Source organism: [Zimmermannella] bifida NBRC 103089, assembly GCF_001570925.1.
Classification (GTDB): Bacteria; Actinomycetota; Actinomycetes; order Actinomycetales; family Microbacteriaceae; genus Gulosibacter; species Gulosibacter bifidus.
The window spans coordinates 129,461-145,385 of record NZ_BCSP01000004.1; the positions used below are offsets into that span (position 1 = coordinate 129,461).

Genomic DNA, 15,925 nt, shown 5'->3' on the forward strand with positions numbered 1-15,925 from the left:
TTATGTACCCGCGGGTTAGATGCGGCCGGTGGCGAGAAAGTTCCCGCTACTGGTTTGGCTTGGCGTTGTTGCCCCCACCGTTTTGTGCTGGGGTTGACGGCGGGGTGATCGTAAAGGTCGTGACCGGTGAGCTCTTCTCCTGCGGCGTGCCGCCGCAGACCTGCACGTACGTCACGGACGCGCTCTTCGCATCGCTAGGAATGGTGAATGGTGCTCGCTGTCCGGCACCTACTTCGACCTCATCGGCGGCGCCGGTGTCCCAGGTCACGCTCACCTTGAAGTTCGGTGCGTCGGATCCGCCCGGGCAAGTGCCCTGGAAGCCCGACACAACGAGCTGCGTCGCGTTAACCTGCTCGACCTTCGGAGCTGCAGTCGGTGCATCCGCGGCTTCAACGGCGCCATAGACGGTGACGTTCACTTCGCTACCCAACGGCAGGGTGCCAGTTGGGTTCACTTCGATGACGGTGTTGACGTCGTCTGTGGTCTTTGCCGCTTCGCCATCAACCTTGACCGGCTTGAGGCCGAGTTCGAACAGCTTGGCCTGTGCCTCTTCGTAGCTCAGGCCTTCGAAATCGGCACCATCGATTTCAACCGTTTCGGCTTCGGTTTCGGTCGGCGTCGGCTGGCTCGTTTCCGTGGCGGATGCGGTCGGCGTCGCGGTGGGTGCCGGTGCATCGCCGTTTTGCAGCATCGCGAACCCGAGCAGCCCCAGAGCCAGTGCCAACAGCACAATCGCGCCCACGAGGATCCACCGCCAATTGTTATTGGCGTCGTCGGATTTCTTGTCGGGGTTGAGGGACTCGTCGTTTGCCCGTTGGGCGAACATCCGATCGAACTCTTCGCGCGGTTGCGGTTTCGTCGCGTTCATCGCGATCGTCGGGTCATCCCCGAGCATCTGCGTCTGCACCAGCTGTGCCGTGTCGGTACCGATGCCGCCCGAAAGCACTGCCGGTACGGCCTGTGCGGCACGCTGAATCTGGCCGTCACGCAGGGCCGCAGCCGCGCGCGAGAATGCGGCGGCCGACTCCGGACGGTCCTTCGGTTCCTTCGCCAGCGCCGACATCACCAGGTTGCGCACCGGGGTCGCCACGGTCACCGGAAGTGCCGGTGGCTCGTCGTTAATGTGCGCCATGGCGATCGCGACCTGCGATTCACCGGTGAACGGACGGCGACCTGCCAAGCACTCGTAGGCCACGATGCCCAGCGAGTAGATGTCGGTGCCGGGCGTTGCCGGGTGGCCAGATGCCTGCTCGGGCGACAGGTACTGCACCGTACCCATCACCTGACCGGTTGCCGTCAGTGGCACCTGGTCGGCGATGCGGGCAATACCGAAGTCGGTGATCTTCACCCGGTGGTCCGGCGTAATCAGCAGGTTTCCGGGCTTGATGTCGCGGTGCACGAGTCCCGCACGGTGAGCGGCACCGAGTGCGGCCGCGGTCTGCGAGACGATATCCATGACCTGATCGCTTGGCAACACGCGTTCGCGTTCAAGGATGGTGGAGAGCGCCTCACCGGGCACGAGCTCCATCACCAGGTAGGCGGAGCCGTTCTCTTCACCGTAGTCATAGACATTGGCGATGCCTTCGTGGTTGACGAGGGCAGCGTGACGGGCCTCGGCGCGGAAGCGCTCGAGGAACCCGGGATCACCCATGTACTCGTCTTTAAGGATCTTGATGGCAACCTGGCGACCGATCACGAGGTCGGTGGCTTCCCAGACCTCGCCCATACCGCCAATGGCAATACGGCTTCCGAGCTGGTAGCGATTACCAAACGTCACACCCTGTGCTGGCCTCATACCTCAAGCACCGCCTTCATCACTTCTGCTCCAACTGCTGCCGCAAGCCCGTTACCGGTGCCGCTTTGTCCTTGTCCGCCGCCGTCTTCAATCACAACCGCAACTGCGACCTTCTTGCCGTTGGCTTCCGCGTATCCCGTAAACCACAGTGAATACGGTTCGTCGGCGCCGTTTTCGGCCGTTCCGGTCTTTCCTGCGACGTCGACTCCGGGGATTGCCGCGTTGGTTGCGGCACCGCGTTGAACGCTGCCCTTCATCATGTCGCCGACCACCGCTGCCGTTTCTTTCGAAATGGGTCGGCCGTAACTGCTGATCTTGGGACCCTGCAGTTCGTTCAGGTCGGGGGTCAGGACTTGTTCGACGACGGTCGGGTTCATGACCTCGCCCTCGTTTGCCAGCGCGGCCGAGACCATCGCCATCTGCAATGGCGTGGTGCGGACATCGAACTGTCCGAACCCGGTTAGCGCGGTCTGCGCGTCGTCGAGTGCTTCACGAGGGTACGTGCTCTCGGTTGACGGCATGGGCAGGTCAAAACTGTCGTTAAAGCCGAATCCCTGGGCAGTTTCGCGGATTCGTTCATCGCCAAGTTTTACGGCCAGCTGCGCAAACGGAATATTGCACGAAAGCTCGAGGGCTTCGCGCAGCGTGGTCTTTTCGCCATTGCCGCACTTCGCCCCGTGGTTTGGGTTGTAAACGACCGAATTGGTGCCCGGCAGCTTCCATTCGTTCGGATTATCGAGCGGAGTGTCGGCCTTCACAATGCCGTGCTCGATGGCGGCGGCCGCTACGACAACCTTGAATACTGAGCCCGGTGGGTTGAGATTACCCCCGATGGCACGGTTGAAGAGCGGTCCGTCTTCGCGGTTGAGCAGTTCGTTGTAGTTCGCGATGACCTGATCGTCATCGTGCATGGCGAGCTGGTTCGGGTCGAAGGATGGTGTCGACACCATGGCGAGTACCGCGCCGGTTTCGGGGTCGAGCGCGACGACCGCACCCTTCATGTCACCCATTGCATCCCGAGCCGCTTGCTGCGCGTCGGGGTCGATTGAGACCTCGACGGCCGCACCGGCGGGCTGTTCGCCGGTGAACTTGCGCTGCAGGCTGTCGAAGAACTGCGAGTCGGAGCGACCCGAAAGTTCTTGATCCATCGACGCTTCAAGACCCGTGCGGCCCTGGTTCGTGGAGTAGTAGCCGGTAATCGGGGCGTAGAGCTCGCCGTTGTTGTACTTGCGCTGGAACTTGAACTCGCTGTCGATCGGCTCGGAGTAGGCAATCGGCGAGCCGTTGATGAGGATCGGTCCGCGCTCAACGTCGTAGCTTGCCAGGACGGCACGGCGATTGCGCGGGTCGTCGGCAAGGTTTGGCGATTCGATCATCTGGATGACGGTCGAAGATGCGAACAGCGCCAAGAACATCGCCAGCAGGATGATGCTGATCGAGCGGATATTGCGGCTCACGTTGTCACCTCCAAGCGCGTCGTTGCCTGATTCGGAATCGTGTCGCTCAATCGCAAGAGCAACGCGATGATGATCCAGTTTGCAACCAAACTCGAACCACCAGCCGCCAAGAACGGTGTGGTCAGACCGGTCAGCGGAATCACGCGGGTGACGCCACCGACAACAATGAACACCTGCAGACCAATGACAAAGCCAAGACCCGTAGCGAGCAGGCGACCAAAGTCGTCACCGCCCAGGTGACCGATGCGCAGTGCTCGCGATACGAGGATGAAGTACATCGCGAGGATCGCAAACAGGCCGGCAAGTCCGAGCTCCTCACCGAGCGCCGAAATAATGAAGTCACTTTCGGCAAGCGGGGTGATGTCGGGACGGCCCTGGCCGAGACCGGTGCCCACCAGGCCACCGTTCGACATGCCGAACAGGCCCTGCACCAGCTGGTAGCTACCGCCGCTGGCTTCGTAGAAATCGGGATCGAACGGGTTGATCCAGCCTTCGATGCGCTTACGCACGTACTCCATGTTCAGCGCCGCCACGGTACCACCGGCAACGAACAGCGCCAGACCGATCAGCACCCACGAGAGGCGACCGGTGGCGACGAAGATCATCACCAAGAACAGGCCGAAGTACAGCAGCGAGGTACCGAGGTCGCGCTGGAACACCAGCACGCCCATGCAGAATGCCCAAACGATCAGAATCGGACCGAGGTCACGCATCCGGGGCAGTCGAAGCCCGAGGAACTTACGGCTCACTACCGAGAGCGACTCACGGGCAGTCACGAGATAGCCGGCGAAGAAGATCGCGAGGGTGATCTTGGCGATTTCACCGGGCTGGAAGTTGAACGGACCAACCGAGATCCACACGCGCGCATTCGCTTCGCTGACACCGAGTCCGGGCACCAGCGGCAGCACCAACAGCACGAGCGATACGGCGCCAAAAATGTAGGTGTAACGCTGCAGGATGCGGTGGTTGCGCAGCGCGATCAGCACCGCGATACCGACACCAATACCGAGGCCTGTGAACACCATCTGCGCGGTCGCATTCGGTACTGAACCGTCGGTGATGTCGGGATTTACCAGGTCTAGGCGGTAAATCATCGAGATACCGAGACCGTTAATGGCCGTGGCGATCGGCAGCAGGAACGGATCAGCCTGCGGGGCCCGGAAGCGCAGCACCAGATGCATGGCCACCGTGAGCGCCACGAGGAACCCGAACACGGTAATGAGCTGGAAGTCGAACTCGCCCATGACGCCAAGCTGCACCTGCAGCAGGGCCGCAAGCACAATGACGTACGCGAACACCAGGAATGCGAGTTCCATGTTCCGCAGACCCTGCGTGCGCGGCTTGCGCCCGGGGATCGAAACCGGCCGGGTCGAAGTCGGGTAGGCAGCTACCGGTGCGCTACTTGGCATTGGTGGCCCCCTCTAGTCGTTCGATGAGTTCTTGTGCGGCCTTGAGATTGTCGAACGAAATCGTGTTCGTCACCTGATTGCGTTGGTAGTCGGGCAGGTCATCAACGTGTACCGAGCTCTTCTCGACCACTTCGGAAAGCGGGATCGGGCCGAGCGTCGCCTGGACTCCCTGGTAAATGACCACGTTGCCGTTGTCGACGCCGACGTAGTAACGCGTTTGGGTCCAGTTGTAGGCAAGCACGCTGGAGCCGGTAATGACACCGAGCAGCAGCAGCGAGGCCGCCAGCCAGGTGATGCGGCGCCAGCGCTTGCGGCGACGCTCCGACTCGAGAATCTCTTGGAAGACATCGTCGGTAGGAACGACGAACTCTTCGTTCTCGGGACGCTGCGCGAGGCGGCGGCTGGGCTGCAGCACATCTGGCAGCAGGCGCTTCTTCATCCGCTGTGGCGGGCGAGCCGCGTAACGCAGTGGGTTTACCGCCGAGCCCACGACCTTCGGGGGCATGTTTTCGAGCTCGGATGCACCGAGTTCGAGCACCACAACCGTCACGTTGTCGGGTGCGCCGTTATCGAGCGCCAACTGCACGAGGTCGTCGCCAACTTCGCGTGACGACTCACCCATGCGCGAGAGCACGGCAGCGATCTCCGCGTCGCTGACATAGCTCGACAAGCCGTCCGAGCACAGCAGCCAACGGTCACCGTCAACCGCGGGCACAACATAGGTTTCGACGTCCGGGCTGGTCTCAACGTCACCGAGTACGCGCATCAGCACCGAGCGGCGCGGGTGAATCAGCGCTTCTTCGGGAGTGATGCGACCCGCATCCACCAACCGCTGCACGAAGGTGTGGTCGGTGGTGATCTGCGTGAGCTTGCCGTGGTGCAGTCGATACACGCGCGAGTCGCCGATGTGCGCGATGACCATCTGGTCGCCAACCTGCGTGATGAGGTCGGCGGTGGTACCCATGCCCTTGAGCTCGGCATGTTCGGCAACGGCCGAGGCAATCATCTCGTTGGCGTCGAGCAAGAGTTCGGTCAGACCGGTTTCGGCCGTTTCGACGGAATCGAAGCCGGATTCGTGCTCGGCGAGGAACTTGACGGTAATCGACGACGCGACGTCACCACCGGCGTGGCCACCCATGCCGTCGGCAACACCGTAAATGTGCGCGCCAATAAAGCCCGAGTCCTGGTTATTTGACCGGACTCGGCCTACGTGCGAAACCGCACCGGCGCGAACAATTTGTGTCATTAGCGGAGCTCGAAGGTGGTGGTTCCGATGCGGACAGAGCTACCGGCACGAATTTCTGTGGGCTGACCGATGCGCTCGTCGTTGACGAACGTGCCGTTTGTCGAGTCGAGGTCCTGCACCATCCAGCGGCCGTTCCAGTTGAGCAGGCGTGCGTGGCGGGTCGACGAATAGTCGTCCTGCACCACCAGATCAGAGTCGGGTGCGCGACCGATCGACACCGGCTGCTGGCCGAGGTCGATCTCGGTGCCGCGCTTGGGTCCCGAAGTAATCACCAATCGGGTGAATCCGGCCGGCCGTGGTTGCGAGCCGGGTTGCGGCGGGGTGGATGCGCTCGCGGCAGTTGGACGCGAACGCGCCGCGGCACCTGCCGGAACCGGGGCTGGGGCGGGAGCCGGTGCATCCTGTGCCGAAGCCGGGGTTGCGGCGCCGCCACCGAAGGTTTGCTGGCGCGACTGCTCCATGGCCTTCTGATAGTCGCGGGATGCGCTGCCGAACAGATCGCTGCGCAGTGAGTAGATGATCGAAAACACGAAAATCCACATGACTGCGAGGAAGATCAGGCGCAGAACGAGCAGAGTGAGTTCACCGGTCATCGCAGCCCTCCTGGTCGTTGCAGGTATCCGGTGTCGTCACTCGGAGCTGCTTCGGGGACGACACGGAATGTGAGCTGCGTGCGTCCGATTTCAATGAGCGAGTCGGATTCGAGCGAGGCCTGTGCCACGCGACGGCCGTTGCATTTGGTGCCGTTCGTGGAACCGAGGTCGCGGATGCCCGCGCGCTGCCCATCCCAAATAATTTCGGCGTGGCGACGCGAAGCGCCACCATCGTCGATCGTGATCTGGGCCTCGGAGCCGCGGCCAATCACGTTCGAGCCGTGCTGCAGGTGGAAACGCTGACCGTTCACGTCGACGACCGGCGTCCAATTGACCTTGCCCTCGACCGCGCGCGAATCGACGCGCAGCTGGCCTTCGCTGAGGGCCTCATCGTGGAGCAGCTTGATCGATAGACCACCAGGGAATTGGTAGCGGTGCTTGACCGCGTGCGCTTCGATCTCGTGCATGAGCGTGTCGCGGAGCGAGTCGCCCATGCCGGCGAGGCGGTCGTAGTCGGTGGGGGAGACGATGATGTGGAATCGGTTGGGGACGAGGATGCGCTCGCGCGAAACGATGGACGTGTTGGTGTCCATCTCGCGCTTGAGGACTGCAACAATCTCGACCGGCTGCAAGCCTGATTTGAACGTCTTCGCGAACGCGCCATTGAAGACACGTTCGAGTCCGCGCTCGAAGTTGTCGAGAATTCCCAAAACGTCTCCTTGGTGGTTGTTCACTCGGTTTCCCGGGTGACGGCCCTGCCGGTATTCCTTGGTTGTACGCGCCGAAGTTTGCACACGCCAACGGACTCCGCACGCGCGGGCCACGGTTGGCATAGTAGTGCGCAATGGTGAGCGAGCGAAATGCTTCTACGGTGGGTGTCGTAAATTGGTTTAAGTTGTGGTAGCGTTGTCGTTTGCGCGCGAGTGGCGGAATAGGCAGACGCGCACGGTTCAGGTCCGTGTGCCCGAAAGGGCGTGGGGGTTCAACTCCCCCCTCGCGCACCAGCTCAAACAGAGCGAGAAACCCCCGAACTTCGGTTCGGGGGTTTTGGTCTTTCCTGCTTCGTACTGTTATGGCCGTGCCCGCCTGAGATTTGACCCGTGTGGTGAGGTCGGAGGCATATGTTGCTTCCGAGGCTCCCGGTGGGGTCAAATTTCTTGGCTGGTGGTTGCCCTGGAAGGAGGCGGCTAAGCGCGCAAGAGATCGGTTGGCCGCAGTTTCCGCACCCGCTGCGCCGTCAGCAGGCAAATGACGAGCCCGAGCAGGGTCAAACCAACGACGACGAGGACCGCCATCGTGATCGGATCGTCGATTGACACCCGGGACACCCCAATTGCTTGCATCATCTCGGCGACGATCGGCTCAATGCCGACCACTGCGAGCCCTGCTCCGAGAACCGCACTCAGGAAGATCGTTGGCAAGAACGCCCAAACGACCTGACGAGTTAACTGGTTCGTCGTATACCCAATTGCCTTGAACACCCCAAACTGCGTTCGATTATTCGCGATCAGAGTCACTACAACCAGGGACAGCATCAGCGTGACGATCGATCCGGTAATCACTCCGATGACGAGACTCAGCACGCTCCCCATCTGTAAGAACCCGTCCACCTGGGAACCAATGACGTCATGAATGTTCGAAACGGTCGCATCCGTGTCTGCAAACTCTGCCTGCAAATCAGTGACCACATCTGCAACTTCCACATCTTCGTGCACCAGGATCGTCAAGTCGCTCGGTGCATATGAGGGATTGACGCGCAGCGCACCCTCGGTCGTGATGAACATGTTGAGCCCGATGCCGTTCACCGTCGAAACGATGCCGGTGACGAGGTACTCCTTTTCGCCACCTTCCCAATGCAGGGTGTAGTTATCGCCAACTTCGAGTCCGAACCGTTTCGCCAACGGCCCACCAAACGCAATCTCGTTGTCATTCACCGGCAGGCGGCCCTGGTGCGCGATCGGACCACGCCACGCTTCAATGTCGTCGGCAACGGTGAGCAGGGCTGCGGCACCGTCGATTCGAGTGTTTTCGACGTGCGTGGCGACTGCCGTTTCGATTCCGTCGAACCCGTCGACGCGCTCAGCGATCTCTGCAACCGTCGTTTCTTGACCTGCAGAAACCGCGATATCCCCAATCTGTCCGAGCAGCATGTCACTAGCCTTATCGGCAGAACCGAGCAGCTGGGTGGATGCGGTGAATGTAAAGCAGGAGGCGAACGCGACCGCAAGCACACACCCCGCAAGAGCAAACTGTTGGCCGATCTGTCGCAGCGATAACTTCACGCCGAGCACCTCGGAAAGCGGGAGCCGCGCGCGATCGAGGGGGAGCGAATCCACACCTCCGCGAGTTGCGCGACCGCCCTCGAGAGCATCCAACACCGAGAGTGTTCGGATGCGGCGGGCAACGAGTGCGGTCACGACTGACACAATTGCCACCACAGGCACCACCGCAATTGCAGCGGTCACCCAGCTGAATTCGGGCGTCCACGAAATTCCCGACTGTTGCATGAGCGCATCGGAAATCCCCGGCAACAGCAGATAGGAAACCGCGACACCGACAGCGGCCCCGGTGAAGGCAGCAACCGTGAACGCAAGGACGAACGGGCGCAGCGCGTCCGAGGTTCGATACCCACCCGCGCGCAATGCGCCCAGCGCCGGCAGGTCGCGACGTAGCAAGTTGCCTAGAACGAACCACAGCACGATCACCAGCGCCAGCGCGAGAATGATCGAGAACGCTGTGAAGATCACCGCAAACACGCTCGCGCCAATACCCGTGATGCTGACGACGAGATCGAGTGCATCCTGATACTTCTCGGCCGCACGGCCATCGAGCGCTTCCGTAATTGCCGCGGAGGCATCAGCAGGGTCATCGCCGGTAACGCTGATGAGGCTGGTCGGAATCGCGTCGGGAATTTCATCGCCGCGATTGATCTCGACGAAGAACGTACCCATGCCAGGGGTACCGCCGTAGATTGTCTCGACAAACCCCTGCACCTGGTACGTCGTAGTCGAGGCCGCGGTTCGAACAACGAAATCATCGCCGAGCGCATAGTCGCTCTGCAGTACCGCTGGCAGCCAGATCGGCCGGTCGTGCTGCGTTGGATCTTCGCGCAGCAAACGCCTTCCACTGAACTGCAAGTCATTGGCGTGATCGCGCATAACCAACGTGAGGGAGTTGTCCTGGTCCGCAAAGCGGATTTTCGCGAGCGCGGAGAACACATCCTCAATCTCAACCTCGTCGATATCGGCGTGCGTGAGTTTTGTGTCGGTTGGAATGCGTTCGGTGACCGAGATCGCATCCGGAGCGTTGTACTCGTCAGTCTTGTTGTGGATGTTGTTCGGGTACACCAGCACCAGGGTCGCGGCGATGCTTAGCAGCATGCCAATAACGAGCGCGAGCCCGGTGAGCGAGAACGAGGCGCCGTTTCGCAGATAGCGTCGCAACAGCATCGTTACCACCCACATTCTGCGAGGAAGGACGTCACAGACTCAGTGCGTTCGCGACTCGTTTCAGTAAACGGTTCAAGCTGCAGCTCCGAGCGGATGTGCCCGTCTCGCAAGAAACAAATGCGGTCCGCGCGCTCAGCCGAATGGATGTCATGGGTCACCATCACGACCGTCTGGCCCTCGCGATTCACCTCGTTCAACAGATCGAGCACCTTTTGTGAGTTGCTCGAGTTCAGCTGGCCGGTTGGTTCGTCAGCAAACACGATTGTTGGGGTGTTCATCAGCGCCCGCGCGATTCCAACGCGCTGCGCCTCACCACCGGAGAGCATCGACGGGTGTTTCGCAGCATCCCGTTCTGGTAGCCCCACGCGCTCCAATAGCGACAGCGCGCGGTGGCGAACTTCCCGGCGGTCGCCGTTCGTGAGCAGCCCGAGCACCATGAGGTTCTCGAGTACGTTCAGGCCATCAATGAGGTGCATCTGCTGGAACACGAACCCGCAGTGATTGCGGCGAAACTTCGCCTGCGCATCGGCCGAGAGCCCAGAAATCTCGATACCGTCGACGACCACCGAACCGAGGGTCGGTGCATCCATGCCGCTGAGTGCGTACAGCAGCGTCGACTTACCCGAGCCTGAGGGACCCATGATGACAGTGAAGCTGCCGCGCTCGATTTCGAGATCGATATTGCGCAGCACATGATGCTGGCGGCCGCCCTGCGTGAATGTGGTCGATAGTTTGTCGGTAACGATGACTGGAGAGCTTGAATCAGCGGAAGTCATAGCAGCGTCCTTTGTTCATCTGGGGAGTTCCGTTGATTTCAAGCTATGTCGGTGATGGGTACGAGATCGTTCCACGATTCTTACCGGATACTTACCGCGGAGTCCCGGCCATGAAACCGCTCACGAATCGGCAAGGGTGAGCGCGAGCGTCACGGTGAACCCGGATGGTGCATCCTGCGAATCTGGTGCGGTGAGCCACATCGCCCCACCCATGCGCTCCATGAGGTGGGCGCTTGTGTACAGGCCGAGGCCCTGGCCGACGACGCCGGTACTGTTCGAACCTCGAACCCCACGACCGAGCAGCGTGCCGCGTTCGGCTGCGGGAACGCCCAGGCCGGTATCGGCAATGTGGATGCACAGCTGGTCGTCTTCGAGCTCGGAGGTGACAGTGATCGGGGTGCCCGCGTACTTGACCGAGTTCTCGATGATGTTGTCAATCACCTGTTGCAGGCGCATCGGGTCGCCGAGGACGATGCACGGCGGGATGGGGTCGACGCGGACCTCGACATCCGTCGAACGGAACATCGGGGGCAGCTGCGGGCTACCGATCGCGACGGGGTCAACGCGCAGTTTCACGAGGTTTGGATCGAGATCGTGCGTGAACGCGGCAAGCTGTTGTGCTTTCGCGGCGATTGTGTGGACGCGTTCGCGCTGCGAGCTGGAGAGGTTCTCGAGCTCCAGCAGCTCTGCGTTCGCGGCGATCGACGCAATCGGGGTGCGAATATCGTGGCTGATCTGCTCAATCAACTGCTTGTGCGCGAGCTTCGCCGTATCCTCATTCGCCCGGGCTTCAAGGAGCTCGCTGCGCAAGATATCGAGGCTCGACTGCCACGCACCAAACCTTGTGTTTGTGCCGGCCAGTAGCGGTGCATCCAGATTGCCCGCCGCGACATCGCTCGCAAACTGCTCCAGCCTGCGGAAAGGGCGAATCACACGCGCGTACTCGACTGCGACCCAAGCGATGGCGAGCAGGGTGAGGATGCCGATGGTCGCGGTCGCGACCCGCAACGCCGAGTGCAGGTGTGCGTTCAGTACTGGTTCGCGCCCAGCATCCGCCGAGATTGCCAACACACCAACCGTGTCACCGTCGACGACAATTGGCAGCAGCTGGGCATCGTCGCTGGCAGCAGCCAGCGGCGACGGCCACGAGACCTCCCGGCTGGTGATAGGTGTTTCGCCTTCGAACACCGCGCCGGGAGTTGTGAGCGTTGGAGTCGGCCACTGCTGCTCCACCTGCTTGGCGATAGCGTTCAGCTGCGAAATATCGACGCGGGTCGCCGGTCGGGTACCGAACTGCCAAACGAGCAGGATGCCGATGCACGCGAGTCCCGCAAGCGCGAGGGCGCGGAGTGTGAGCTTCATGATCGCGACGCGTGTGGTGCGGGAGCGTTCAAGGGGCCGGGAGCCGATGCATCCGGGGATTCAAAGAGGTAGCCGCGTCCCCAAACTGTGCGGATATACCGGGGAGCGTTCGGGTCGCGTTCGATGCGCATGCGCAGGCGGCGGATGAGCACATTGACCGAGCCGTCGGACGTGAACGGGTCGCCCCAAACCTCTTCGGCGAGATCCTGTTTGGTGATGAGCCGGCCGCGCTCGCGAACGAATAGCTGCAGCAGCCGGTCCTCCAAGGTTTGTAACTGCGCTTCGGTGCCGTTGATCCAGGTGCGGCCAGATGCGGGATCGACCCGTAACCAACCGTCGTCGAACGCGGCTGTCGGTGGCTGCTCACGGTCAAGCATCCGCTTGACCTTCGCCGTGAGCAGCCCGAGCGAGAACGGCTTCACGAGGTAGTCGTCGGCGCCGATGGTGAGCCCGAGAATCTGGTCGTCGTCGCTGCCGCGGGCGCTAATGAAGATGATGGGGATATCGGCTTGCTCGCGAATTTCACGGCAGAGGGTAAAGCCGGTGCCGTCGGGGAGGTTGATGTCGAGCAGCACGAGGCGAGCGTGCTGGATGAGTGGGCGAGCGTCGTCGATGGTGGTGACGTGTGTCGCGCCGATGCCGGATGCGGCGAGGTACTCGACGATCGCGGCGCCGAGTTCGAGCTCGTCGTCGATGCAGAGCACTGCGAAATCTTGCGCCATCATTCCTCCCGATGCCAGTTTCGCAGTCCTGGGTTTCGCGCTGCTTGGCGCGAAAATTGCCCCGTGTGGTGAGGTCGGAGGCATATATTGCTTCCGAGGCTCCCTGTGGGGTCAAATTTCTACGCGGGTGGTTCGTTAGGCGCGGGTGGTTGGTTAGGGTCGACGGCGAGCGACCCCAACACCGCCCGTGCATTACAAGAAGTAACAAACGTTCTCGAACCCCCGATACATCCGGCACAATTGGGAGACGTGCCACATTCAGACACTGCTCAACCTGCCGATCTGGCACAGGTGCACCGCGAAGAGATCAAAGCCGGTCTCAAGGACGGCCTGACCATCGCCTGGGCCTACCTGCCATTCGGCATGAGCTACGGCATGTATGCGCACTCGCAGGGACTGCCCTGGTGGCTTGCGGCAATCACCGCGCTACTCATTTTCGCGGGCTCGGTCGAGTTCCTTGTCGCCGGGATGCTTGCAGCGGCCGCGCCGATCGCCACCATCGCCACCACCACGTTTCTCGTCAATTCGCGCCACCTGGTGTACGGCCTGAGTGTGCCCATCGAGCGAATCAAGAATCCATGGCTGCGTGCCTACGGCATCCACTGCCTCACCGATGAAATGTATGCGGTGTGCACGTCGCTGCCGCGCTCGGTGCTGACGCCGCGACGCATGCTTGCCATCGGCGCATCCGGGCACTTCTATTGGGTGTCTGGAACCACGATCGGCTCGATCATTGCGCTGTTCTTGCCGTTCGATCTTTCGTTCATGTCGTTCGCGGTCGTCGCACTGTTTGTGGTGCTCGCGCTCGAGGCTGCTCGGGTGAGCGGTGAGTGGTGGATGCTGGCGGCAGGCTTGGCAATCGCCACCGCCGCAGCACTTGTCGTTCCGCAACTGACCATGCTGGTTGGCCTCGTCGGGTACTGCACGCTCGCCACCGTGGTGATCGCCCGCCGACGTTTCCGCAACGTAACCGGCGGGGGTGCGTAATGGAGCCTTGGTACGTGACTGGAGCCATCCTGGCCGCCTGGGGTGTGACGTTCGCGTTGCGGGCCGCGCCGTTTGTCGCCTCGCGCTGGTTGCGTGACAACGAGCTCGTTGAAGAGTTTGGGCTACTGCTGCCCGTTGGCGTGATGGCGACGCTGGTTGTGGCGATGCTGCAGGACACCCCGATCGTGAACTACGCCTGGGTGCCGACGGTGATCGCCACGGCCGCGACCATCGGCATCCACCTGTTGCGAAAGAGTGTGCTGCTGAGCATTGTGACCGGCGTTGCGGTGTACGGCCTGTCGCTGGCGTTGCTGTAGACAAACGTCCGAACTGTCACCAATCTTGCCGATTTCGGTCGAACATGACCGATTGTGGGTGGTTTGGTGACAATTCGGACGTCTGCTGTCGGTACTGACCTACTTGTCGTTCCAGTCGATGTGCGGACGCGGGGTGACCTCTGGGTCGGCGGCCGGGTCAGGAATCGCGTTCGGGTCTGGCGCGAACACGCCGTCGTCCTCACCGCGGAAGAAGTCCTTGGTGTAGATCAGCGCGACCAGCAAGATACCGGCGACGAAGCCCCAGGTGGCGCCCTTAATTGCGAGCACTGCCGCGACAACACCGGCGATACCGAGGTCGGTCTTCGAGCGAGCCTCAGTGATACCCACGCGGATGGACACGAAGCCCTGTACGAGCAGCGTCAGCGCCAGCGCGACACCGAGGATCGGCTCCATGATCGACACGATCGGCAGCAGCCACAGACCGGTGTTCGTGCCCCAACGGAACGAACCGGCACCCGAGAAGATCGACTGCATCGCCTTCGGGCCCTTCTTGTAACGCTCCGAAGTGGTGACGTGCATGGCCGCCCAGAGCGGGCCGCACATTGCGGTGTCGGGACCGAAGAAACTCATCAGGGCGTTGCGGCCACCGAAGATCATGTGCGCGCGGTTCGGGTTGTACTGCACGTTCTCGTCGGTGCGAACAGCGTTCGCCTCATCGAGTACGGCCTTCGACTGGAGCACGTCGCCGAACACGACGATGTACGCCGCGAGCACGGTGGGAATTGCGGTCACGAACATTTCGATCGGAGGCAGACCGACACCGAAAACGGTGTACTGCGACCACATGGTGATGAAGTCAGGCGTCGACAGGCCCCACTCGATCTCTGGCCATGGCGTTTCGCCAGCCAGCGGTGCCACGAGTACGGCGAGCAGCATGGCGGGCAGGATGCCGAGGCCACCGATGAAGCCGAGCAGGCGGTTACCGATTTGCGCGTGCTGGAACCACTTCGAGTAGAGCAGGAAGAACGCGATACCGACGCAGACCGAGATCGTGATCGGGAACGAATCGAACTTGCCACCGGCAGCAAAAATGCTCTGGATGGCCGCGAGACCGGCGCCGACGACGATGCCCGCGCGCAGTGCATTCGGAATGATGTTGACGATCTTGGACGCCAGCCCGCTCACCCCGAGCGCGATCGAGAAGATTCCCAAAATGAGCTGGAAGGCAATGAGTGCGTGCACGCGCTGTTCCATCGGAAACTCTTCGAGGTACAGCTGCAGCAGCGGGATGGCCGGGGTGATCCAGCCGGGGATCACCGGGTCGCCGAGCAGGTGGTGAGTCAGGTAGAGCAGACCGTTGAGGATAACGATCGCGAGGGCAGCCTCGAACGGCATGCCCAGCAGCTCGGTCATCAGCGGAATTGCCGCCAGGTCGACCGCACACATGACGAGGCCCTGGGTGTAGTCCTGCCATTCGAGGCGGTAGTGCAGGAACGGAAGTCGGATATCAAACGGTCCGGCTTTCCACGGTTTCGCGTAGGAATGCGTCATGAATCGTCTTTCAGTTGTGAGCGTCACCGGCGCTGGTGACGGGGCGGTACGCGGCAGTGCGTAGTGGTCACCCTAGGACACTGAAAGTTAGCTGGGAAATGGAAATGAGCACGAACCTGCTGGTGGGTGATGGAGATTTTCACATAGGGATGCGGGTGGTTTTGGCGCGTTTCCGGTGGCTGTCGGTGCGGCTCGGTGTGCTGCGACTCATCATTTTGGGTGTTTTTGGCCGGTTTCGCTGTGATTTTGGCGGAATTGATGAGTGGGAGCACGCAGAGTGCGGGTGCGTGCGATGCGGGA

At 61.6% G+C, this 15,925-nt stretch carries 13 protein-coding genes and 1 tRNA gene; 3 read left to right on the top strand and 11 right to left on the bottom strand.

Features of this window, described 5'->3' with window-relative positions; translation table 11 throughout:
- Positions 1-46 precede the first annotated feature (46 nt).
- From ZBI01S_RS05165 to ZBI01S_RS05190, 6 genes are read right to left on the bottom strand one after another with little or no spacing between them, the layout of a single operon-like run.
- Positions 47-1,795 (bottom strand): protein kinase domain-containing protein, encoded by a 1,749-nt coding sequence (locus ZBI01S_RS05165; protein WP_083524527.1) that lies wholly within the window; start codon positions 1,793-1,795, stop codon positions 47-49.
- A complete protein-coding gene (locus ZBI01S_RS05170) occupies positions 1,792-3,252 on the bottom strand; it encodes a peptidoglycan D,D-transpeptidase FtsI family protein (protein ID WP_066057360.1) in 1,461 nt (486 codons plus the stop codon). Before ZBI01S_RS05170 ends, ZBI01S_RS05165 begins: the two co-directional genes overlap by 4 nt.
- Positions 3,249-4,661 carry an FtsW/RodA/SpoVE family cell cycle protein gene (locus tag ZBI01S_RS05175; protein ID WP_066057363.1) on the bottom strand — a complete coding sequence of 471 codons (1,413 nt, stop codon included), beginning with the start codon at positions 4,659-4,661 and terminating at the stop codon, positions 3,249-3,251. The genes ZBI01S_RS05170 and ZBI01S_RS05175 overlap by 4 nt, the downstream gene beginning before the upstream one ends.
- Positions 4,651-5,907, bottom strand: coding sequence for a PP2C family protein-serine/threonine phosphatase (locus ZBI01S_RS05180; protein ID WP_066057365.1), 1,257 nt, complete (start codon positions 5,905-5,907; stop codon positions 4,651-4,653). The genes ZBI01S_RS05175 and ZBI01S_RS05180 overlap by 11 nt, the downstream gene beginning before the upstream one ends.
- Positions 5,907-6,500 (bottom strand): FHA domain-containing protein FhaB/FipA, encoded by a 594-nt coding sequence (locus ZBI01S_RS05185; protein WP_066057367.1) that lies wholly within the window; start codon positions 6,498-6,500, stop codon positions 5,907-5,909. Before ZBI01S_RS05185 ends, ZBI01S_RS05180 begins: the two co-directional genes overlap by 1 nt.
- A complete protein-coding gene (locus ZBI01S_RS05190) occupies positions 6,497-7,210 on the bottom strand; it encodes an FHA domain-containing protein (protein ID WP_066057370.1) in 714 nt (237 codons plus the stop codon). The genes ZBI01S_RS05185 and ZBI01S_RS05190 overlap by 4 nt, the downstream gene beginning before the upstream one ends.
- A gap of 207 nt (positions 7,211-7,417) precedes the next feature.
- Between ZBI01S_RS05190 and ZBI01S_RS05195 the strand changes: the two genes are divergently transcribed.
- Positions 7,418-7,504 (top strand) — tRNA-Leu (locus tag ZBI01S_RS05195).
- Between the two features lie 183 nt (positions 7,505-7,687).
- Here the strand turns inward: ZBI01S_RS05195 and ZBI01S_RS05200 are convergent.
- The 4 genes from ZBI01S_RS05200 to ZBI01S_RS05215 form a co-directional block, all read right to left on the bottom strand.
- Positions 7,688-9,949, bottom strand: coding sequence for an ABC transporter permease (locus tag ZBI01S_RS05200; protein ID WP_159421407.1), 2,262 nt, complete (start codon positions 9,947-9,949; stop codon positions 7,688-7,690).
- 2 nt (positions 9,950-9,951) lie between these two features.
- A complete protein-coding gene (locus tag ZBI01S_RS05205; protein ID WP_066057375.1) occupies positions 9,952-10,725 on the bottom strand; it encodes an ABC transporter ATP-binding protein in 774 nt (257 codons plus the stop codon).
- 120 nt (positions 10,726-10,845) lie between these two features.
- Entirely contained in the window at positions 10,846-12,087 is a 1,242-nt protein-coding gene (locus ZBI01S_RS05210) for a HAMP domain-containing sensor histidine kinase (protein WP_066057376.1), read from the bottom strand.
- Positions 12,084-12,812, bottom strand: coding sequence for a response regulator transcription factor (locus ZBI01S_RS05215; RefSeq protein WP_222822368.1), 729 nt, complete (start codon positions 12,810-12,812; stop codon positions 12,084-12,086). Before ZBI01S_RS05215 ends, ZBI01S_RS05210 begins: the two co-directional genes overlap by 4 nt.
- A gap of 246 nt (positions 12,813-13,058) precedes the next feature.
- Between ZBI01S_RS05215 and ZBI01S_RS05220 the strand changes: the two genes are divergently transcribed.
- Positions 13,059-13,796 carry an AzlC family ABC transporter permease gene (locus ZBI01S_RS05220; protein WP_066057379.1) on the top strand — a complete coding sequence of 246 codons (738 nt, stop codon included), beginning with the start codon at positions 13,059-13,061 and terminating at the stop codon, positions 13,794-13,796.
- A 14-nt stretch (positions 13,797-13,810) separates the two neighbouring features.
- On the top strand, positions 13,811-14,113 hold the full coding sequence (locus ZBI01S_RS05225; protein WP_159421408.1) for an AzlD domain-containing protein: 303 nt from the start codon (positions 13,811-13,813) through the stop codon (positions 14,111-14,113).
- A 99-nt stretch (positions 14,114-14,212) separates the two neighbouring features.
- Here ZBI01S_RS05225 and ZBI01S_RS05230 read toward each other — a convergent pair whose 3' ends face one another.
- Entirely contained in the window at positions 14,213-15,625 is a 1,413-nt protein-coding gene (locus ZBI01S_RS05230) for a hypothetical protein (RefSeq protein ID WP_222822369.1), read from the bottom strand.
- Positions 15,626-15,925: the final 300 nt, after the last annotated feature.